Source organism: Litorivivens sp., from assembly GCF_057445395.1.
On sequence record NZ_JBVBUV010000004.1, the window covers coordinates 1 to 19,560 of the forward strand.

Genomic DNA, 19,560 nt, shown 5'->3' on the forward strand with positions numbered 1-19,560 from the left:
ACCGGAAAATCTGAGCCCTGGGCTCGCCAGCAGACTAGAATTACATTTCGTGTGGTGGCTCCACACGCAAGGACGCTGGCAGCGTAATTGAGACGGTCAAGCCTGGTTGTGCATTACTGGCAGTGATTCGACCGTTGTGGCTTTTGACAATACGCTTACTGATGGCCAGGCCCAGTCCGTGTCCACCGCTGGCGGGTTGTCGGGACTCGTCGACTCGGAAAAAGGCATGAATATTTTGTGCAGCATGTCCTCCGGTACGCCGCTGCCATGGTCACGTAATGTTATTGGCCCTCATTGCCCTGCGCTAGAGATATGGCAACGACGCCAGACGCGAGCACCGGGAGACTCATCGCAATGGGAGTAAGCCGGAATAAGGTTGAGCAGGCAGAGGCCGCTGGGAAGGCAGCCTCTATCGCAAGTCGACGGGCGGTGTCAGATCTTGAATATCTCTGCGCCGCTTTTTTCGTAAAAGCTCTTGTCCTGATCAAATCGATTCTGATTGGTCAACACCGCAACGCTGGCTTTATCTGGCGTTAGGTAGGTGCTGGCCACTCGTTTCAGGTCTTCGATCGTAACCTCGACGAGACGATGACGGTATGTGTCGCGCATTTCCTTGGTGCGCCCGAACAGCCGGTTCTGGAAATCCCGTTTTGCTTCGCCAGCGGGTGAGCCCGGTTTGTCGAGGCTGCTAATTACCCCCAGTATGGCCTGTTCGAGTTGCTCTGCGGTGTGTTGATTTTCCATCAGCCAGTCGATTGATCGATCAAAGTCGTCCAGGGTGCCGAGCGTGCGCGGGTCGCGGTATGAATAAAAGCGGAACGCGGCGATGGTGGAATCTTGCGATGCACCACCTCCATAGGCTCCGCCTTGCTCGCGAATGGCGCGATGCAGAAAACCGTTGCGCAGGAAGCCGCCAAGCACAGTGAGTGCGGCAGCATCGGGATGCGTCAGTGGCACCGTGGCATAAGCTTTGGCGCAGAAATTGACATCCGCTGCAGTGATCCAGCATTGCTGCACCGCTGTGTGTTGGCCTGGCAATGTTAGCGGCGACGTACTTCCGTTGGAGCAGTCTTGCCAGATGGTCTGATTGGCCTGCTGGATGCTTTGCTGGACTTCTTCTTCGGCGATAACCAGCAGTTGTTTTTCTGCCGCTTGAAAGTGGCTATGAATCTGTTGGAGTTGATCGGCATAGTCCTTGAGCGCCTGAGGTTCTTGCAGGGCATCGTGACGGCGTTTCAAGGCCTGCAAGCCAGCCAGTCCAGATAACCTGTGGTTTAGGTTGGCCAGCGCACACAGGCCGCTGCTGGCGGCTTGCATCGCATAGGCATGGCCGTTGCCGGTGATGCTGTTTTCGGCATGGGCACGCTGCTGTGCCAGCAGCTCACCGAGGCGATCTAGTTCGTCGAAGCGAGCGCTATCAAATGTATCGTGCATCAGTTGCGATTGCTCAGTGTGAAAGCGCTGTAAGGCTTTGCTGCTCAGTACCGAGTAACCGAGGATGCCCTGGATATCGTGGATGTCCGACCGGAAGGTGTTAAACGCATTGATTGCGCCGCAAACGGCCGCCTGCTGGGCCTGCGTTTGGCGATAATCGAGGTTGCCTATGCCAACTTCGGTCAGCGCAGAGGTGTAGTAGGGTAGCAGTGGCAGCAGGTTGTCGGGTAACTGGGGCACGCGACTGACCAGTTGCTGATAAACCAGCCCATTGGTACCTCGGTTGTAGCGTGTGGTAGGCAATTGCGCGGTCGTTGTAGATTCGAAAGGAATGTCATCCGGTGCATCGGCGATATCGTCGAGCCCTACCTTGGGTAGAATGGATTCGTCTTCGACCGATTGTTGGCGCTCATTCAGCGCGGCGGCCTGATCAATAATCGCCTGCCGGGCGTCGGCATCGAGGGAGTCTTTTATCGCAGCCAGGCGCGCTTTTTCTTCCGCCAGACGCTGATCTCCCAGGTTGGTGTCTGGTGCCATATGCAGCGTAACCCGGTGCGGATTATCCAATAAAAAACGACGCGTCAACGTTTTGATGTAATCCGGGTCTTTGATTTTTTTACGCACAGCAGCGATAGCGGGTTCCATATCGAGCAGGGCGATGGGGTCACCCCGATGAGTGGCACTGCTCAGCGCGGTCAGTAGCAGCTGTAGGCCATAGGGATAGCTGTCGCCTGAAATTTCCCGTTGCTGCAGTTCAAGCTGGTTAAGCATGGCTTCGAGTTGTTCAAAAGGTACGCCGTCGCGCGCAACTGCCTCCAGTGTTGACTCCACCAGATGCTCTACGGCACTGACGGCATCTTCACGGCAACCTTCTAGTCCGCATACGAAGACCAGCTCTTTCATGGAATCTTCTAGCCCGCACAGAGGCGATGGCGAATTGCCGAGTTTGCTGGTTTCCAGCGCATGCAGTAACGGCGAGGCGCTATTGTCCAGCAAGACATTGTTCAGTAGCTGGGCTTCAAATACAGATTCTAGATCGGTAGAGGCGCCGAGTAGCCAGCCAATCACCACATGGTGTTTGTTGTCAGCTTCAGAAGCGTCGTTCTCAGGCGTGTAAGGGTAGCTTTCGTGTACGCGCTGCGGTGCGCTGTAGCGCTGCTCGTCGGGTACGCTGATTTCGCGATCCAAAGGTGTAAATTCGTTAAGTGCAAGCGACTCAAAATTGGCTTGGTGTTCCGCTGCGGGAATGTCGCCAAAGGTCATAAAAATAGCGTTGCTTGGGTGATAATGGGTGCGATAAAAGTCTAGCAGTTGATCATAGGTCAGGTCGGGTATATTTTCAGGCTCACCACCGCTGTTGTGATGGTATGTGACGGTAGGAAATAGATGCTTGCACACAGCCTGCCACAACTGGCTGGGCACAGAGCTCATGGCGCCTTTCATCTCGTTGTAGACAACACCTTTGAACACCAGGTTACTGTCAGGGTTGTTGCTCTCTTCAAACTCCAGGCGGTGGCCCTCCTGGGCAAAATCGAGAGGATCAAGGCGTGAGAAAAATACCGCATCCAAGTAGACCTCAAGGAGGTTCTGAAAGTCTTTGCGATTTTGGCTGGCAAAGGGATAGGCGGTCCAATCGGAGCTGGTCAACGCGTTCATGAAGGTGTTGAGTGAGCGCCGGATCATCATGAAAAACGGGTCGCGTACCGGAAAGCGGCGGCTGCCACACAGTGCTGTGTGTTCAAGTATATGCGCTACGCCGGTTGAATCTTCCGGTACCGTGCGCAGGGCCACCATAAAGACATTTTCCGGGTTGTCTGCCGCAAGATGGTAGTGCATGGCGCCGGTAACTTTGTGCCGATATTCCTCAATGCTGAGATTGAGCGCAGCAATGGTATGGGTTCGTTGCAGGGTGAAGGCGGGGTGGGCAGCGGCAGCCTGTGGCATTAAGGTCAGATCTCCTGAAATGGTATCGTAGTGCGACGTGGCACAGCTTATAAGAAATTAGTGTGGCTGGCTAACACTGACGGGGCTTGGCGCGGGGGTTCGGGTGTGGTCCGACAGCATCAGTTTGACGCGATAAATTCTTGGCCAGTGTTTGCCGGTAATCAGCCAGGTGTCGTCACTTGAGTCGTAGGCAATACCGTTCATCACATCAACGCCTTTTCGGCGCAGGGAAGGAGGGTAAAGTGACGTAAGATCAATGGTTTTGACTACCTCGCCACTGGGCTCATCGATTACCAGAATGTGATTGGTCTGCCAGCGGTTGGCGAGAATCATACCTTGGTGCCATTCCAGTTCGTTGAGGTGGTGAACCGGTTTTCCCGCCTGACGGACCCTCAATGTGCGCTCCGGCTCAAAGGTGTCGGGATTCAGAAAGCGCAAGGTGTCACTGCCGTCACTCATGATGAGGTGGGTGCCGTTGTCGGTGAGCCCCCAGCCTTCGCCGGTGTAGTGGAATCTCTTTCGGTATTCGAGCGTGTAGGGGTCAAATACCAGCGCTTCGCCCTTTTTCCAAGTGAGTAGGTAGAGCGCTTTATTCAGTATTGTGACGCCCTCGGCAAAATAGTCGGCGGGCAAAGCCAGTTGTCGGTGGCCGCCTCGCAAATCGCCGTAAATCAGAAAAGAGCGCCCATACAGACCACTGCTTTCGTAGAGCATTTTTTCGTGAATCAGCAGGCCCTGGGTAAAGCCTCCACTATAGTGTGGGTATGAGTCGATCAGCGTATAGTCATTGGCGGCGGCTGTGTTGCCGTTGAGCGTCAGAACTATCCAGCAGAAAAGGACCAAAGATGCGCGGCTTATCAGCGCCAGGGCCTGGCGATGTTGAAGACTCGGGAATGTCATTGAGGTTGGGGGCAATGGCGGGCTCACCATCGTAACTATTTCATATATGGTACGTCATCAAGCCACCCGAGGCGAGGCGTTAGGTGAAGCGCCGCACATTGCGACGATGAAATGCACTGCGATAGTGCGTGCCTGTAAATATTCCCTTGAGTGAAACAGTCTGATCATTTGCTATAGCGCCTGACTCAAACAACTCATCACGGGGACAGGGACATGCCAACAAATTTTGCAGACTGGGTAGTCGCGCAGATGGGTGGGCTGGGTGTGGTTGAGCAGCGTCCACTGTTCGGAGGTGTCGGCTTGTTTCGCGAAAGCGAGATGTTTGCGCTCGTTGTCCAGGAGCGGCTCTATTTTCGCGCCGACAAGGAAACACGGTTTCTTTTTGAGCATCGAGGGCTACCGCGCTATGTTTACAAGCAAGGCGGAGTTTCCTTTTCACTAGATTATTTTCAGGCACCGGCAGAAGTGTTTTTAAGCCAGGCGGAAATGCTGGTCTGGTCAGAGCGTGCGCTGCGCTCTGCGTATCGGAGCCATTCTTCTCTCGTGGCTTGATGCGGGCAGCTCGCTGCAAGCAGGTTTGGGAATTTTTCTGAACATAGTGTTGGCCGGTTAACAGTTTGGGTGAGACAGGTTTCCTTGAGCATGCGATGCACTTGCGATTCCATAGAGCCATAGCTACATGCATTAAGAGGGGGAATTTAATGCTGCAAGGCTTTGATGATCGTGGGTTTACTGAACGCGTTCTCGAGTGGATACCCGGCGCTGACCGTGTTCAATTGCGATTGATGTTTGGTGGTGTCGGGCTGTTTGAACACAATGCCATGTTCGCCATTTCTGTTAACAACCAGTTGTACCTAAAAGCGGATTCGGAAACACGGACAGAGTTTGAACAGCGTGGGCTCGAACCGTTTCATTACGATCGAGCAGATCACAGCTTAACGCTCGATTTCTATCAGGCTCCGCCTGAGGTCTTTGTCCGAGCCAACACCATGGCGCAGTGGGTTAATCGGGCGCGAACGTCCGCGTTCAGAGCCAAGGCCAGCAACGCCGCCTGAATCAGGTTGTCAGTTCGTCGACGCGGGCCTCGTCCGCAAGCCTTTGGCGCTCTTTTGAACTAAACAGGCAGATCACGTCTTCCAGGATCAGGTAGCTTGCGGGTACCAGGATCAGGTTGACAACCGACGCAATCAGTACCCCGAAGGCCAGCGAAATAGCCAGCGGTACAAACATTTCGGTTGAGATGTTGTGGTTGGCAATGAGCGGGATCAGGCCTACAAAGGTCGTCAGGCTGGTGAGAATAATCGGTCGGAAACGGACGACACCGGCTTCGGTGGCGGCGCTAACCACGTCCATGCCTTCCTTGCGGCGCTGGTTAATATAATCGACCAGTACCAGACCCGAGTTCACGACAACCCCCGCCATGGCAACAATACCGAGTACGGACCAGATGATTAGTTGGTGGCCAAGCAAGTAGTGGCCAACCAGAGATCCGATGACTCCAAAAGGGATAACACCCATAATAACAAAGGGTTGGAAGTAGGATTTCAGCGGTATGGCTAACAGGCTATACATCACAAACAGCGCGATAATAATATTTCTGCCAAGCCCGGCCATGGAGCTGGCACGCTCTTCTGCCTCACCGGCAAGAGCAAATTCGATGCCGGAAAACTCGCGGCTGATGTTGGGTAGTACATTGTCGGTGGCATGTTTAATGATGGCTTCAGGTGTGGATACACTGCGATCGACGTTCGCCTGGACCGAAACAACCTGTTTCCCGTCGACCCTTTGGATCGTGGAGTAGCCACGCCCGGTCGAAACATCGGCAACACTGTTAAAGGGCACTTCCGCACCAGAGCTGGTGCGAATCATCATGGTTTCAACATCCCCCAGTGAACGGCGTTCGTTTTCAGGAAAGCGCACCATTACCCGAACGTCGTCCGGGCCGCGCTGAATTCGCTGAACTTCAAGTCCGTAAAACGCCTCTCTGACCTGATTGGCCAGTGTGGCAGTGGTCAGGCCAAGTGTGCGTGCTTCGGGTTTCAGTGCCAGTTGAATTTCCAGTTTGCCTGGGCGAAAGGTGTCGGTGATATCGAATACCCCGGGAAGTTCTGCAAGGGCGCTTTTGAGTCTGGCCGCGCCCTGCTGAAGCTCGTCGGCTGATTCTCCTCTCAATTGGATATCCAGCGCTTTACCAACGGAAAATGCCGATGCGGTGAAGGTAAGTTCCAGCGCGCCAGGTATTGTGCCGGTCAATTCGCGCCAGCGGGCAATGATGGCGTGTGGGTCAAGTCCGTAGTCGTCCGGGTTCAGTATTTCCAGAGCAACTTCGGAAAAGTGCCCGCCGACGGCGCTGTCATTGCCGATCGAGCCTTTGACCAGTGGAGAGCCAATCGAGGAGAGGATATGTTTGACTCGGCTTGGCTCATCCGGCGCCAGGTTGGCGTCGAGCTCCCGTTGCAGTTGCAACGCAGCATGCTCAATCTGCTGCACCCGCCGCAGCATGGTGCCTTTGTCGGTGCCCGCGGGCATAGTCAGGGTAACGTAAAGCCTTTCGCCGACAATATTAGGGAAGAACTGCATGACCAACCGGCCACTGGCCATCAGGCCTGAGACTGCGATTACGGCGGCAATACCAAAGGCCAGCACCAGATAGCGCCACTGCAGGCTCCAGACCAGCAACGGCTTATAGACATTGTCGGCAAAGGCCTGTAATTGCCTGGGTAGCCAGGACTCGCGGTTTTTGTTTTTGCTGTTGGTCAGGATGCGGTGGGAAAGGTGCACCGGGAGAATCAGCTGTGATTCAATGATGCTGAATATCAAAGCCGCGATCACCACCATGCCCATGACAGCAAACCATTCACCAATGGTGGCGGGTATGTAGAGGAAGGGAATAAAGGCGACAATGCTGGTGAGTACGCCAAAAATAACGGGGATTGAAACTTCCTGGGTGCCGGCGATCGCTGCTTCTTTGGGGCCCAGGCCTTTCAACTGGTGGGCGTAGATGCGTTCTGCCACGACCACGGCATCGTCGACCAAGATGCCCAATACCAGAATAAAGGCTAGCACCGACATGGTTGAAATGGCGATATTCTCGAGTGGGAAAACCACCATGCTGCCCGCCAGCGCAACCGGGATGCCAACCGCAACCCAGAAGGCGAGGTTGGGCTTGAGAAACAGGGCGAGAATCAGAACCACCAATAATAGCCCGGAGGTAGCATTGGTGCGCAGCAGGTCCAGGCGATCCACCAGATCTTGAGACTCATCCTTCCAGATCGTCATGGCGATCCCTTCCGGCAAGTCAGCTTCAGCCTGCTTAAGGTACTCCTTAACGTTTTCGGCAAGGTTTATCACATCCTCCTTGCCAATGCGTTTGACCTGAATCATCACTGCCGGTTGGCCATCAAAGCGCACCCGCAGATCTTGGTCTTTGAACCCATCTACCACTTCGGCGATGTCGCCAAGCTTGATCACGCTGCCATCGTCGCGGGTCAGGATGATGATTTCTTCGTAATCTCGGCTGTTGTAAGCCTGGGCTTTGGTGCGCAGGAGCACCTCTCCGCTTTCTGTTTTGACCGTGCCGCCGGGCAGATCCAGCGAGCTGGCGCGAATGGCGTTGGCGATACGCTCCAGGGTAAGGCCATAGCGGCGCAGCGTGTGTTCAGAAACTTCAATGGATAGTTCATAGGGCCGCACATAGGTGACCTGCGCTTGCGACACCCCGGGCAAATCAACCATATCGTCGCGAATTTTATAGGCCAGTTCCTTGAGGCTTCGCTCATCGGCGTTACCTGAAATGACGACGTGTAATACGTGGGTGAGAATATCTTCTTCTTTGACCTGAGGCTCTTCGGCGTCTGCCGGAAATGAGTCGATACCGTCAACACGACTTTTTATATCGTCGACCACCTTGCCCTTGTCGATGCCGGTTTCAAGTTCCACTCGGGTCACGCAAGCACCTTCCTGCGCGGTTGTCAGAACCTTTTTAACGTTGGGGGTGCCTTCAATGGCTTCTTCAACGCGTATGCAAACCGATTCCTCAATCTCGGCGGGCGAGGCGCCTAGGTAGGGCACCGTGACCCGTACCATGTCGGTGGCTAAGTTGGGGAATTCCTCGCGATAGGTTGTCATCAGGGTCAGGCCGCCAACAATCAGCAAAACCCACATCAGCAAATTGGCAGCTACCGGGTTGTGGACAAACCAGCGTATGAGGGTATGCACGTCCTAGACTTCCTTGTAAGGGTTTGTGTTGACCCGCATGCCCTCAACGGCAATGCTCAATGGTGATACACACACGGTTTCGCCGTCGTTAAGTCCGCTCTGTATCAGCACCTCTTCGCCCTGTATGCGCAGAATGTTGACGTTGCGAAACTGCAGGCGAGATTCGTCATCCACTACCAGCACACGGTGATTGTCGCGCAGAGCACTGCGCGGCAGGGTAACCACGTTGTCGAATACCTTGCCCTGTATAGAGGCTTTAACAAACATCCCGACGAGCAACGGAGCGTGGCCTGGCTGTACGCGGTTTTCGACGGTAACCACGCCGTAAACCAGTCGGGTGGCTGCATCTATCTCGCCTTCGGTGCGTTGTAGCTGACCCTCCCAAAAATATTCCCGGTCGCCCACATTGCCAGCGATAGTAACCGGCACTGTGCCATCCGGGGGCAAGACGCCCTGGGTGCCCGGCGGGATATCGAGATAGACAAATTGTTCTATACCGATAGGGAGGTGTACCTCATAGAAATCGGTTGCGTAGAGCGTAGCGATGTTCTCGCCGCGACTGAGGTACTGCCCAAAGTCAACGGACTCCTTGCGAACCCGGCCAGCAAACGGGGCAGTGATAACCGTGCGGGCGAGATTGGCCTGGGCTTGTTCACGTTGAATCTTGGCTTCGTTCAGTGTTGCCTCGGCCAGTCGAAAACTGCGGCGCGCTTGGTCGCGCTGGGTTTCACTGGCGAGTTTGCGATTATATAGGGAGTTGGTGCGCTCCCATTCGCGGCGCGCATGGTCATGTTCAACTTCAGCCCTGACCAGCGCGGTTTTGGAAGAGGCGAGGGCGGAGCGATAGTCAGTGTCGTCGATAACCAGCAGGCGCTCGCCCTGGTCGAACATGCCGCCATTGACCAGTTGCGGTGATATCCAGACCACTTTGCCGGATACTTCTGGCTTTAGGGCCGTTTCACTGCGCGGTCGCACGGTGCCTTGGGAATAAACCTCTACCTCCGTAGGCTGCGGTTTGACATGCACCACTTCGACGGTTGGGTAGTGAGGTTCTATCGGCTTTCTATGGATTTGCGGTGGGTTGCTCACCTGATATTGGAATACAGCGTAGCCGGCTGCAAGGACAATCAGTGGCAGTAGTGCCTTGGGTAGCTGTTTGATGGTTGGCATGGCTTTTCTGACGTTGCGCGCCACGTAAGCAGATGATACGCCGCGATTTTTTGGAAGCCGCAACTATACGCATTTGCGGCGTTTCACGCCATTAAGGTGATGTAATCAGGTCAGGGGCGTTTAAGGTCGATTTCAACACTGAGCTGGTCGCTGATATCTTCCAACGCATCCTCAAGGGCATCTAATGCTACATGTTCCGGCACCTGAATCTCTGCACTGGCTTCAAATAGGGGATCGCCAGTCATGGGTGCAGAGGTAATCTCGGTGTGCATATCCACCACATTGATTTGCTGTAAGGCCAATGCCCGGGACACCTCTCTGACGATACCTGGGCGATCATTGCCAACTATATGGAGAAACAACCCCGAATCTGTGGCACTATCCGTGTCGCTTGCCTGACAGACTATCGTGAGGCCGTGGGAATCGAGCGCGGTCAGCGCCCCGCAGAGGGCATCCTGCTGCTCGGGGGCGACCGCAACGCGCACCACCCCGGCAAACTGGCCCGACAATTGGCTCATTCGGCTTTCCAGCCAGTTGCCACCATAGTCTGCGACCGTTGTCGAAAGTTTTTCAACGAGACCGGGCTGGTCGCGGCCGATGAAGGTAAAGACGACGGACTGACCCACAATTAGCTCCGTAACTTGATTTTATCTGGCAGTATAGTAGGTTTAGCAATTGATATGTAAGCTCTTTTGTGACCTGTCACCGAGAAGCGACCATGCGAGTGATAGTAGACTTCTGCATTATCCCTCTGGGAACCGGAGATGATTTGTCTCTGTCTCCCTATATAGCCGAATGTCAGCGAATCCTTGCCGATGCAAATCTCGACTATTCGCTGCACGCCTACGGCACCAACATCGAGGGTGAATGGGAAGCGGTAATGGCTGCGGTCAAGCAATGCCATATGCGTGTTCACGAAATGGGCGCGCCCCGTATTAGCAGTACATTGAAGATTGGGACCCGCATTGACCGGGCTCAGTCGATGAGAGACAAAATCAGTAGTGTCGAGAAGTTGTTACGTGAATAGCACAGCGCAATACCAAAATAATAAAGCTGTTATCCAGATAAGTATCATTGTCGCCTTGGTGGTCGGCCTGGTCGCGTGTATTCAGCCAGCCAATCCCCAGTGGTCTGACATGAAACAGGCCGAGCATCGCAGCCATGCTAATCGCATGCGCGATGAATACCGGCACCCCGTCGAGACGTTAGCGTTCTTCGAGGTTGAGCCGTGTCAGACCGTTGTTGAAATCTGGCCGGGTGCGGGCTGGTACACGGAGGTTCTCGCTCCGGTATTGCGCACGTGCGGTACCCTGCACGCGGCGCATTTTTCGCCTGCAAGTGATGTCCCTTATTTCCGCAAGTCGCTGGAGAACTACAAGCAGAAGCTGGCCGACCAGCCGCGTGTTTACGACGCAGTGGTGTTGTCAGTACTACAGCCACCGACATTTACCCGGATGATCTCGCCGGGTACCGCAGACCGGGTGCTGACTTTCCGCAATGTACACAACTGGCTTAAGTCGGGTACTGCAGAAGCCGTCTTTGCATCGTCCTTTGAAGCCTTGAAGCCTGGCGGCATTTTTGGTGTTGTTGAACATCGTGCGAAGCCAGGCACCAGCCTTGAGAGGATGATCGAAAGTGGTTACGTCACTGAGGCCACGGTGATTGAGTTGGCTGAAAACGCGGGTTTTCAACTGGTGGCACGATCCGAAATCAATGCTAATCCGCTAGACGATACAAACCACCCTAAAGGCGTGTGGACCTTGCCGCCGACGCTACGGTTAGGTGAAGAAGACAAAATGAAATATCTCGCCATTGGCGAAAGCGATAGGATGACGCTGAAGTTTCAGAAGCCGATAAATGATTGATTCTTCAGAGATGGTTGAAATACCGTGGCAGAAACTGAGCCCAGATGCGTTTCAGGGTTTGCTGGAAGAGTTGGTGACCCGTGACGGTACCGACTACGGTGCGGAAGAGCTCAGTACCGGCGAGAAGGTGGAGAACCTGCGTCGGCTGCTGGAGCAAAAACGTGCGGTAATTGCTTTCTCGCCGGAATCGGAAAGTTGGTCCGTTATTCCTAAAGATTGAAAACCGGCTTGCGACGGCCCTTAACCACAGTTTGATCACTCCCTATGTCTGATTGCGATTCCACGCTGGATACGTCCGGTCTTTTCTGTCCTGAGCCGGTGATGATGCTGCACAGCAAAATACGTGATATGGCGGCCGGCGAAACGGTTGAAATATTGGCAACAGACCCGGCTACTACCCGCGATATCCCAAAGTTTTGCAGCTTTCTCGGTCACGAGTTGTTTTATCAGGCCGAAAGCGGTGACCAGTACATCTACCGCGTACGTAAAGCCGCAGACTAGTCAGGGCGCGTTGGTTACTCGAGCAGTCTCTCCACGGCACGTACTGCAATCGGGTCGCCGGCTTTAATCTGGTTGGCGATGTGGTACTGAAAAAAGTAGCGAAAGCCCGGCTGGGTCTGGGCTGCGTAGAGGCAGCGGTCACCCGGTAAAATCGGTGTGCTGGTCTGCTTTTTCGGGTCGGCGAGCATGGCCTGGAACTCGCCGCTAGCCAATAATTGCCAGGTGCGTACTTCAAACAGTGCCAAATGCTGTCCGACAATGCATGCGGCGTGGCTACCTATGGTATCTGTGAGCTCCTGCAGTGCCGCGCCAGAAGCGGGTTGTTTGTGTTGGTAGAGTTGTTGTGCTGTTTGTAGCTCGGCAACTTTGGGCGGTGGCGGTTCAGAGAAAATCACTTCCGATGCGGGGTCGTAGTAGCCTTCAAAGCAACCGGTATTCGGATCGGTTAAATCCCGGCATCGAGCGACGCCGCTTAGCCAGGGGAGGAGGGCAACAACTTCGCCATCGGCTTGAATGCCCCAGCACAAGATCTTGCCGGCAAACAGTTTTTCCCGCGAAAGCGCATGGTGTGAATAAAGGATGCATAGCCCGTCATGCTCCGGGACAATGCGTGTGATTCGCTGTAGCTCCCTGTCTTTTTTCATGTCGGGGAACTGAATCACATTGGCCGAGGGTGTTGCTGCTTCACGTGGGGCCATGGTGCCTCCCTGTTTCACAGTAATGCCTTTCAGCGACACTTTCAGTATACCTATTTCCCCCGGCGCGCAAAGCATTTTGTTAAAATGCGCTGGTCTATGAGCGGCGGTTGACTGATATGCCCGATTTTTACTTTGCTTACGGTTCAAACATGAATCCGGCGCGGATGCGCGCGCGGGGTCTGGAGTTTACCCATTATGAGCCTGCCATCCTCAGCGGATTTGAACTCTGTTTCAATAAGCGGGCACACAACAAGCATGGCGTTGCCTACGCCAATATTCGCACAGCACCAGGGCGGTCCGTGGAAGGGGTGCTCTATACACTCGACGCCCAGATTCATGTGATGGACCCCTTTGAAGGAACGCCAGTGCGGTATAGTCGAGAGTTGTTCCCCACTGTGACCGCCGGTGGCGTCGCGTGGGCCTGGGTTTACGTGGCAAACCGGGCATTTGTAGAAGACGCGTTGAGCGTTGAGGAGAACTACCTGAATCATTTGCTCAGCGCCGGTGAGTTACTGAGTGAATCCTATCGTGCGTGGCTATCCAAGCTGGCTCCGATACTGCCTAGTGACGGTATAGCGGACGGCGACACCGGGTTGCGGCTTAATGTTTGATGGCACCCCCGCCCCCGTCGAGGAGAGGCAGCAGCTACAGGCCATTGTTGCGGTGTTTAACGGCGAATTTGCGTCTATGGATACCGTGCTGTGTCCCGGCGCAGAAGAGCCCTATTACCAGCCGGCGCAACATGGCGAACCTGCAAAAATATTCAGTCGCGAGAATTTTCCGGCAAGTGCGCTGCATGAAGTTGCGCATTGGTGTATCGCCGGGGAGGCTCGCCGGAAATTGCCGGATTTCGGATATTGGTATGCTGCTGATGGTCGAAATGCTGCGCAGCAGCGGGCATTTCAGCAGGTCGAAGTCAAGCCGCAGGCGATCGAATGGGCTTTCAGCAGGGCGATTGGAATACCTTTCCGGGTAAGTATAGATAACCTTAACGGCGAGGCAGTTGATCCTTTTGGCTTTGAGCTGGCTGTTTGGCAGCAGGCCTGCCGGTACTATCAATGCGGCTTGCCGCCGCGCGCAGCCCAGTTTTGTCGCGCCTTGGAGCAATTTTTTGGTCGCTCATCACCGGCGCCAGAACTGATGCGTTTGCGTGGGGAGCTGGGGTGAGTCGTCTGTATTGCATCGATGCATCCATCTATATTTTTCGCGCTTACTTTTCAATGCCGGATCGATGGTATAACGACGCCGGGTACCCACTTAATGCGGTTTATGGTTACGCGCGGTTTCTGGTTAACTTTATCCGTGAAACCCGGCCTAGTTACCTGATGGCCGCTTATGATGAGAGTCTGGGGAGCGGTTACCGGCACACACTTTATCCCGACTACAAGAGCAACCGAGTGCTGCCGGATGAATCCCTGGCATTTCAGTTGGCGGCCTGTCGAGAACTGGGCGAACGGCTGGGTATACGAAGCTATGCCGGTGCGCGTTTTGAAGCGGATGACTATATCGCCTCTGGTGCGCGCATCGCGGCTGCTGCTGGGTTACCTGTCACAGTGGTCAGTCGCGATAAAGACTTGGTGCAGGCAGTGCGTGGCGAGCACGATGAGTGGTGGGACTACGCAGCGGGGACGCGGCTTTCCAAAGCCGAGTGGGAGGCGTCACAGCAACTCAGGGTGGAGCAGATAGCCGACTGGTTGGCCTTGATGGGTGATTCTATTGATGCCATTCCCGGGGTTCCTGGTATTGGTAAAAAGACGGCGATAGCGCTTCTGTCGCGGTTCGAATCACTCGACGGCATCTACGCCCAGCTAGACAATATTCACGACAGTGGCATACGCGGTGCTGCGCGTATCCGGCAGGCGTTGCTAGAGCATCGCGAGCAAGTGTATCTGGCGCGCAAACTCACGGTTTTACATGACAGGGCAATCAAGGCTCGAAGTGCGAAACCGTTTTCTTTTTCCCAGCGAGGCGAAAGGTTGCAAGACTACCTGCTGGAAATCGGCTGCGGTGCCGCCTGGAGTCGCAAATTACTGGCCGATCTGGAGCGCGCATGAGCCGTATTCTGGTTGATGAGAATATTCTGGGGGCCGAAAGCCTGCTTGCCCCGCTGGGGGAGGTGGTGCGGTTTCGTGGGCGAAGCCTGCGTCGCACTGATCTCGATGGCGCGCAGGCGCTGTTGGTACGCTCAGTGACCAAGGTCAACGCGGACCTATTGGCCGGTACTGATGTGCGTTTCGTTGGCTCTGCCACGATCGGTACCGACCATCTGGATATTCCCTGGTTGGAATCCGCTGGTATTGCCTGGAGTAACGCTCCAGGAAGCAACGCGCCGTCTGTAGTGGATTACTGCTTAAGTGCCTTTTGTGTGATGCCCGCAGTGTTGGAAGGTTTACTCCGCGGTGAACGTGTGGGGATTATTGGCTATGGCAACGTGGGTTCACGTCTGCATAGGCGGTTGGAAGGTCTCGGGATTTCGTGTATCGCTTACGACCCGTTCCTCACGCCGCAGCAGTGCCCGATTAAGGCACCCCTCGATACGGTTTTAGCCTGCCCGGTGGTGAGTGTGCATACTCCGCTAACACTGGACGGGCCGTTTCCAACCTCGCGGATGCTGACGGCTGATCAGATATGTCAGATGGCACCAAAGGCCGTGCTGCTCAACGCCGGGCGAGGCGAGGTACTGGCCAATGCTACGCTCAAGGCAGTGCGAGCGCAGCGATCGGATATTCGGCTGGCTCTCGATGTATGGGAAGGTGAGCCTGCGATTGACTCTGCGCTGTTGAGTGAAGCTGAACTGGCAACGCCGCACATTGCGGGTTACAGCCAGGATGGAAAGTGGCAGGGGTTACTGCATATAGGTCGGGCACTTGCCGCCCAGTTGGGGTGCGCATTGACTGAGCCAGAAGACAATAGTGTGTTGGCTGTTGCGCCGAGCGTTGATGTGTCTGGGGTGACGGATAAGGCCGACCTGATTCGGCGTGTCACCTTGGCAGCTTATGATGTGCGGCGTGACCATGAGGCTTTGACAGCTGGGCTGCGTAACATTGAGGACTTGGCGAAGACTTTTGATCAGCTGCGTCGCGAGTATCCGGCGCGGCGGGAGGTCGCCAGCGTCCGGACTACGGGTGAAGAGTGGTTGCCGCCCGCCTTACGAGTAACCCTTGCGGCGATGCGCAAGCTCTAGACTCTTGTTGAGATCCTGGTACTCGCGGCTTTCTTCAAGCTGCTGGCACGCGTCCTGTATCATGTCGCGGGTAATGGGGATTTCACGGCCGTTTTCGTCGAGTACGGCTCCCTGAAAATAGTCTTTCGTAGAGGCTGCGTTTTTCGGCACAATTCGTTTTTGCGTTGCTGTCATGCGTTGCGTCCACCTTTTCAAACTGAACTGAATGCTGTGCTTTCTGATTCAGTATAGGTTCAGATTATTACAAGTTTTCGGATTTGAGTATGTCAATTGTTACCTTGACAGAACATGAGGGTTTTTACTTAGGGTGGCTGGGTTGAGTAAGTCGTTGTTTCGTTTAGGGTTGATTGTTAATCCGTGGGCGGGTATCGGTGGTCCGGCGGGGTTGAAAGGCAGCGATGGCAATGCTGCAGAAATGGCCAGATCGACTGGCGCTGCACAGCGCGCGCCTCAGCGCATGGCGCGCGCGTTAGCGGCACTGAGCGAAGAAAGGGTAAAAATAACCACTCTGGGTTTTGCTGGCGACATGGGCGAGGGTGTCGCGGCTAACTGGTCGTTTGAGGTGCTCGGCAGTGCTGCAACCGAGCCTAGTACAGCGCACGATACGGTGCGTGCCGCACGGGCTTTATGCGATGCCGGTTGTGACCTCATTCTTTTTGCGGGTGGTGATGGCACCGCGCGCGATATCTATCGTGCGGTCGGTGATGCAGTGCCGGTGCTGGGTGTGCCAGCGGGTGTGAAAATGCACTCGGGGGTATATGCGGTGTCACCCGAGAGTGCGGCGGAAATTGTTGCCGCGATGGTGCGCGGTGACTGGGTTGATGTGTCCTGTGAAGAAGTGCGTGATATCGATGAGGACGCGTTTCGCAGTGGTCGGGTGAGCACCCGTTATTACGGCGAACTGCTGGTGCCCCGCGTAGGCCAGTATCTCCAGGCGACCAAGGTTTCCGGTCGTGAGGTGGAAGAATTGGTGGTAGCCGATATTGCCGCGGAGGTCGTTGAGCAATTAGATGATCAAACCCTTTATGTTGTGGGGCCGGGCTCTACAACGGCGGGCATTATGGTTGAGCTGGGCCTCGATAACACCTTGCTGGGCGTGGATGTGGTGCAAAGCGGTAAGTTAACTGCCAGCGACGTGAGTGCAGAGCAATTGGAGCAATTGTGTGATCAGCACCCTGGCGACGTGGTTATCATCGTGACTGCGATTGGCCGTCAGGGGCATATTCTCGGGCGCGGTAATCAGCAAATTTCGCCCTCGGTGGTACGCCGCGCCGGACCACAGAATCTCTGGGTGGTAGCCACCAAGAGCAAGTTAAGTGAACTGGAGGGGCGGCCACTGCTGGTGGACAGCAATGATCGCGATCTGGATCTTTCACTCGAAGGTTTTATTCGTGTGATAACTGGCTATCAGGATTCCGTTCTCTACCGGGTGAGCGCCAGTGGAGTCTGAGTTTAAACCGGTTTTAGACGCCCTATCCGACGCGCTAGAGTGCGATGATGGCCAAGCTCGGCGGGTATTTCACGGCCGAGGGGGCTGTTACCCGGGGTTGGAGTGGCTCACCCTCGACGATTTTGGCGAGGGGCTCTGGCTGGTGTTGTTTCGCGAACCCCCACCGGTGCTGGAGCAGGTTCTGGTTGCTGGCGTAACAGCGCTGGCCGGCGAACGCCGGCAATTTGCCCTGATGCAGCGACGCTACCGGCGCCCGGCCGAGGTTGAGGTTCTGTGGGGGCAGGTTCCGGACGTCGTCTGCGCCCAGGAAGGGGAATTGCGATTCAAGCTGCAGTTAGAAGGGCGTCAGAATACCGGATATTTCATGGATGCCAGTCCGGGCAGGGTGTGGTTGGCCGATCGTTGCGCAGGCAAGCGGGTACTCAACCTTTTTGCCTACACTTGTGCGTTTTCAGTGGCGGCGAGGCAGGCGGGCGCCACGACGGTGGTAAATGTCGATATGGCTAAAGCTGCATTGCGCACGGGGCGTGACAATCACCGTATTAATGGACACTCGATGGACGGTGTTGAATTTCTTGGGTATGACATATTCCGGTCCTGGAAGCGTATTCGAAGCTTGGGTCCCTATGACTGCCTGATTGTCGATCCGCCGTCATTTCAAAAAGGGAGTTTCGATGCCAGAAAAGACTACGTTCGCTTATTGCGGAAAGTGCCGGAGCTAATTTCGGATCAGGCGGAGTTGCTGTTTTGCCTGAATGCGCCCTATCTCGACGAGAACTTTCTACAGGAAATGATCGCCGATGCGCTGCCCGACGTTGAAATTGTTGGTTTTCTACCGCCTCGAGCGGATTTTCCAGAGCAAGTGCCGGCCTTGAAAATGTTGCACTGCCGTTTTACAGGTCAACGCTGAGCCTGGGGGGCACCCGGGGCCGCTGCGGCCCGCGGGTGTCAGGGTCCGGCTTTAGCGGCGTTTCGACAGGAATCGTGCAAATCGTTCAAGGGCAGTGCGCAGATCATCAACCCGGGGCAGGGTGACGATGCGCAGGTGATCCGTGTTGGGCCAGTTGAAGGCAGTCCCCTGTACAACCAGGATCTTTTCCTCGCGCAGAAAATCCAATACCAGCTGCTCGTCGTCTTCGATGTTGTAAACGGCAGGGTCTAGCCGCGGGAACATGTAAAGCGCACCTTTGGGTCGGGTGCAACTTACTCCCGGGATGTCGTTGAGCATCTCGTAGGCCAGATCACGCTGTTCTTTCAAACGACCACCTGGCAGGATCAGCTCTTTGATGCTCTGGTAGCCACCCAGCGCGGTCTGGATGGCCTGTTGTGCCGGCACATTGGCGCAAAGCCGCATGGAGGTGAGAATATTGAGGCCTTCTATGTAGTCATCGGCGCGATATTTGGCGCCGCTGATTACCATCCAGCCACTGCGGAAACCGGCCAGCCGGTAGGTTTTCGACAGGCCGTTAAACGTGATGCACAGGACATCGGTCGCCAGTCGGGCGAGCGGAATGTGCACGGCTTCATCGTATAGAATCTTGTCGTAGATTTCGTCGGCAAACAAAACCAGGCTGAACTCCCGGGCTATCGCCACCAGCTGCGTCAGAATCTCCTCGGAATAGACTGCACCGGTGGGGTTGTTTGGGTTGATGACAACCAGTGCGCGTGTATTTGGTGTTATCTTGCTGCGTATATCGGCTATATCGGGCTGCCACTCGTCTTCTTCGTCGCACAAGTAATGAATAGGTGTGCCGCCGGCCAGTGACACGGAAGCAGTCCACAGTGGATAGTCTGGTGCGGGAATCAGCACCTCGTCGCCGTTGTTGAGTAGTGCCGACGTCGCCATCTGGATTAGCTCGCTTACACCGTTGCCAAGATAAATGTCGTCCATCTCGACGCCGGGTATACCCAGACGTTGGGTTTCATGCATTACGGCTTTGCGCGCCGAAAACAAGCCCTTGGAATCGCTGTATCCCTGACTCTCAGGCAACTGGCGGATAACGTCCTGTATGATTTCTTCAGGGGCATCAAAGCCCCATGGCGCCGGATTGCCAATGTTGAGCTTAAGGATTCGGTGGCCTTCTTCCTCCAGTATCTGGGCCTGGCGCAGCACGGGGCCGCGGATGTCGTAGCAGACGTCAGCCAGTTTCTGGGATTTTACGTAGGACTTCATGATTTCGGCCTAAGGGTTCGTTG

21 protein-coding genes are annotated in these 19,560 nt (G+C 55.1%); 12 read left to right on the forward strand and 9 right to left on the reverse strand.

Features of this window, described 5'->3' with window-relative positions; translation table 11 throughout:
* Positions 1–40: 40 nt before the first annotated feature.
* The 3 genes from AC222A_RS02180 to AC222A_RS02190 all read right to left on the reverse strand — a co-directional run bounded on the left by AC222A_RS02180 (position 41) and on the right by AC222A_RS02190 (position 4,278).
* The gene (locus AC222A_RS02180) at positions 41–232 is read right to left on the reverse strand and encodes an ATP-binding protein (RefSeq protein ID WP_486774613.1); all 192 of its coding nucleotides are present in this window, start codon (positions 230–232) and stop codon (positions 41–43) included.
* A 200-nt stretch (positions 233–432) separates the two neighbouring features.
* Positions 433–3,378 carry an insulinase family protein gene (locus AC222A_RS02185; RefSeq protein ID WP_486774594.1) on the reverse strand — a complete coding sequence of 982 codons (2,946 nt, stop codon included), beginning with the start codon at positions 3,376–3,378 and terminating at the stop codon, positions 433–435.
* 57 nt (positions 3,379–3,435) lie between these two features.
* Positions 3,436–4,278, reverse strand: coding sequence for a glutaminyl-peptide cyclotransferase (locus AC222A_RS02190; protein WP_372747914.1), 843 nt, complete (start codon positions 4,276–4,278; stop codon positions 3,436–3,438).
* 213 nt (positions 4,279–4,491) lie between these two features.
* Between AC222A_RS02190 and AC222A_RS02195 the strand changes: the two genes are divergently transcribed.
* Both AC222A_RS02195 and AC222A_RS02200 read left to right on the forward strand, forming a co-directional pair.
* Positions 4,492–4,830: a TfoX/Sxy family protein gene (locus AC222A_RS02195; protein WP_372747915.1), complete on the forward strand. Its 339-nt coding sequence runs from the start codon at positions 4,492–4,494 to the stop codon at positions 4,828–4,830.
* 149 nt (positions 4,831–4,979) lie between these two features.
* Positions 4,980–5,333, forward strand: a complete 354-nt coding sequence (locus tag AC222A_RS02200) for a TfoX/Sxy family protein (protein WP_372747916.1) — start codon at positions 4,980–4,982, stop codon at positions 5,331–5,333.
* 1 nt (position 5,334) lies between these two features.
* On the opposite strand, the gene AC222A_RS02205 is transcribed toward AC222A_RS02200, so the two are convergent.
* The 3 genes from AC222A_RS02205 to AC222A_RS02215 all read right to left on the reverse strand — a co-directional run bounded on the left by AC222A_RS02205 (position 5,335) and on the right by AC222A_RS02215 (position 10,292).
* Positions 5,335–8,496, reverse strand: coding sequence for an efflux RND transporter permease subunit (locus tag AC222A_RS02205; RefSeq protein WP_372747917.1), 3,162 nt, complete (start codon positions 8,494–8,496; stop codon positions 5,335–5,337).
* A 3-nt stretch (positions 8,497–8,499) separates the two neighbouring features.
* The gene (locus AC222A_RS02210; RefSeq protein WP_372747918.1) at positions 8,500–9,666 is read right to left on the reverse strand and encodes an efflux RND transporter periplasmic adaptor subunit; all 1,167 of its coding nucleotides are present in this window, start codon (positions 9,664–9,666) and stop codon (positions 8,500–8,502) included.
* Positions 9,667–9,776: 110 nt separating this feature from the next.
* Complete coding sequence (locus AC222A_RS02215; protein ID WP_372747919.1) at positions 9,777–10,292, reverse strand: glycine cleavage system transcriptional repressor; 516 nt, start codon at positions 10,290–10,292, stop codon at positions 9,777–9,779.
* A gap of 92 nt (positions 10,293–10,384) precedes the next feature.
* Between AC222A_RS02215 and AC222A_RS02220 the strand changes: the two genes are divergently transcribed.
* From AC222A_RS02220 to tusA, 4 genes are read left to right on the forward strand one after another with little or no spacing between them, the layout of a single operon-like run.
* Entirely contained in the window at positions 10,385–10,693 is a 309-nt protein-coding gene (locus AC222A_RS02220; RefSeq protein ID WP_372747920.1) for an MTH1187 family thiamine-binding protein, read from the forward strand.
* Positions 10,686–11,531, forward strand: a complete 846-nt coding sequence (locus tag AC222A_RS02225) for a class I SAM-dependent methyltransferase (protein WP_372747921.1) — start codon at positions 10,686–10,688, stop codon at positions 11,529–11,531. The genes AC222A_RS02220 and AC222A_RS02225 overlap by 8 nt, the downstream gene beginning before the upstream one ends.
* Positions 11,524–11,751, forward strand: a complete 228-nt coding sequence (locus tag AC222A_RS02230) for a YheU family protein (RefSeq protein WP_372747922.1) — start codon at positions 11,524–11,526, stop codon at positions 11,749–11,751. Before AC222A_RS02225 ends, AC222A_RS02230 begins: the two co-directional genes overlap by 8 nt.
* Before the next feature lie 44 nt (positions 11,752–11,795).
* On the forward strand, positions 11,796–12,032 hold the full coding sequence (gene tusA, locus AC222A_RS02235) for a sulfurtransferase TusA (protein ID WP_372764439.1): 237 nt from the start codon (positions 11,796–11,798) through the stop codon (positions 12,030–12,032).
* A 14-nt stretch (positions 12,033–12,046) separates the two neighbouring features.
* Here tusA and AC222A_RS02240 read toward each other — a convergent pair whose 3' ends face one another.
* Positions 12,047–12,730: a hypothetical protein gene (locus tag AC222A_RS02240; protein WP_372764438.1), complete on the reverse strand. Its 684-nt coding sequence runs from the start codon at positions 12,728–12,730 to the stop codon at positions 12,047–12,049.
* Positions 12,731–12,846: 116 nt separating this feature from the next.
* Between AC222A_RS02240 and AC222A_RS02245 the strand changes: the two genes are divergently transcribed.
* The 4 genes from AC222A_RS02245 to AC222A_RS02260 are packed head-to-tail and all read left to right on the forward strand — an operon-like array spanning position 12,847 to position 15,914.
* Positions 12,847–13,341, forward strand: a complete 495-nt coding sequence (locus tag AC222A_RS02245; RefSeq protein ID WP_372798950.1) for a gamma-glutamylcyclotransferase family protein — start codon at positions 12,847–12,849, stop codon at positions 13,339–13,341.
* Positions 13,334–13,897: an elongation factor P hydroxylase gene (locus tag AC222A_RS02250; RefSeq protein ID WP_372781894.1), complete on the forward strand. Its 564-nt coding sequence runs from the start codon at positions 13,334–13,336 to the stop codon at positions 13,895–13,897. Before AC222A_RS02245 ends, AC222A_RS02250 begins: the two co-directional genes overlap by 8 nt.
* A complete protein-coding gene (locus AC222A_RS02255; RefSeq protein WP_372749587.1) occupies positions 13,894–14,784 on the forward strand; it encodes a 5'-3' exonuclease in 891 nt (296 codons plus the stop codon). The genes AC222A_RS02250 and AC222A_RS02255 overlap by 4 nt, the downstream gene beginning before the upstream one ends.
* A complete protein-coding gene (locus AC222A_RS02260; RefSeq protein WP_372749586.1) occupies positions 14,781–15,914 on the forward strand; it encodes a 4-phosphoerythronate dehydrogenase in 1,134 nt (377 codons plus the stop codon). Before AC222A_RS02255 ends, AC222A_RS02260 begins: the two co-directional genes overlap by 4 nt.
* On the opposite strand, the gene AC222A_RS02265 is transcribed toward AC222A_RS02260, so the two are convergent.
* Positions 15,879–16,088, reverse strand: a complete 210-nt coding sequence (locus tag AC222A_RS02265) for a PA1571 family protein (RefSeq protein ID WP_372749585.1) — start codon at positions 16,086–16,088, stop codon at positions 15,879–15,881. The genes AC222A_RS02260 and AC222A_RS02265 overlap by 36 nt on opposite strands.
* A gap of 142 nt (positions 16,089–16,230) precedes the next feature.
* On the opposite strand from AC222A_RS02265, the gene AC222A_RS02270 reads away from it, so the two are divergent.
* Complete coding sequence (locus tag AC222A_RS02270; protein WP_372758166.1) at positions 16,231–17,364, forward strand: ATP-NAD kinase family protein; 1,134 nt, start codon at positions 16,231–16,233, stop codon at positions 17,362–17,364.
* A complete protein-coding gene (locus tag AC222A_RS02275) occupies positions 17,354–18,274 on the forward strand; it encodes a class I SAM-dependent methyltransferase (protein ID WP_372765055.1) in 921 nt (306 codons plus the stop codon). The genes AC222A_RS02270 and AC222A_RS02275 overlap by 11 nt, the downstream gene beginning before the upstream one ends.
* 51 nt (positions 18,275–18,325) lie before the next feature.
* On the opposite strand, the gene AC222A_RS02280 is transcribed toward AC222A_RS02275, so the two are convergent.
* The gene (locus AC222A_RS02280) at positions 18,326–19,537 is read right to left on the reverse strand and encodes a pyridoxal phosphate-dependent aminotransferase (RefSeq protein ID WP_372749919.1); all 1,212 of its coding nucleotides are present in this window, start codon (positions 19,535–19,537) and stop codon (positions 18,326–18,328) included.
* Positions 19,538–19,560 lie beyond the last annotated feature (23 nt).

Coding starts and splice junctions, on each gene's coding strand:
- AC222A_RS02265 (WP_372749585.1), bottom strand. CDS start 16,088: ATGACAGCAACGCAAAAACGAATTGTGCCGAAAAACGCAGCCTCTACG.
- AC222A_RS02185 (WP_486774594.1), bottom strand. CDS start 3,378: ATGCCACAGGCTGCCGCTGCCCACCCCGCCTTCACCCTGCAACGAACC.
- AC222A_RS02230 (WP_372747922.1), top strand. CDS start 11,524: ATGATTGATTCTTCAGAGATGGTTGAAATACCGTGGCAGAAACTGAGC.
- tusA (WP_372764439.1), top strand. CDS start 11,796: ATGTCTGATTGCGATTCCACGCTGGATACGTCCGGTCTTTTCTGTCCT.
- AC222A_RS02195 (WP_372747915.1), top strand. CDS start 4,492: ATGCCAACAAATTTTGCAGACTGGGTAGTCGCGCAGATGGGTGGGCTG.
- AC222A_RS02220 (WP_372747920.1), top strand. CDS start 10,385: ATGCGAGTGATAGTAGACTTCTGCATTATCCCTCTGGGAACCGGAGAT.
- AC222A_RS02245 (WP_372798950.1), top strand. CDS start 12,847: ATGCCCGATTTTTACTTTGCTTACGGTTCAAACATGAATCCGGCGCGG.
- AC222A_RS02190 (WP_372747914.1), bottom strand. CDS start 4,278: ATGACATTCCCGAGTCTTCAACATCGCCAGGCCCTGGCGCTGATAAGC.
- AC222A_RS02240 (WP_372764438.1), bottom strand. CDS start 12,730: ATGGCCCCACGTGAAGCAGCAACACCCTCGGCCAATGTGATTCAGTTC.
- AC222A_RS02200 (WP_372747916.1), top strand. CDS start 4,980: ATGCTGCAAGGCTTTGATGATCGTGGGTTTACTGAACGCGTTCTCGAG.
- AC222A_RS02280 (WP_372749919.1), bottom strand. CDS start 19,537: ATGAAGTCCTACGTAAAATCCCAGAAACTGGCTGACGTCTGCTACGAC.
- AC222A_RS02250 (WP_372781894.1), top strand. CDS start 13,334: ATGTTTGATGGCACCCCCGCCCCCGTCGAGGAGAGGCAGCAGCTACAG.
- AC222A_RS02210 (WP_372747918.1), bottom strand. CDS start 9,666: ATGCCAACCATCAAACAGCTACCCAAGGCACTACTGCCACTGATTGTC.
- AC222A_RS02260 (WP_372749586.1), top strand. CDS start 14,781: ATGAGCCGTATTCTGGTTGATGAGAATATTCTGGGGGCCGAAAGCCTG.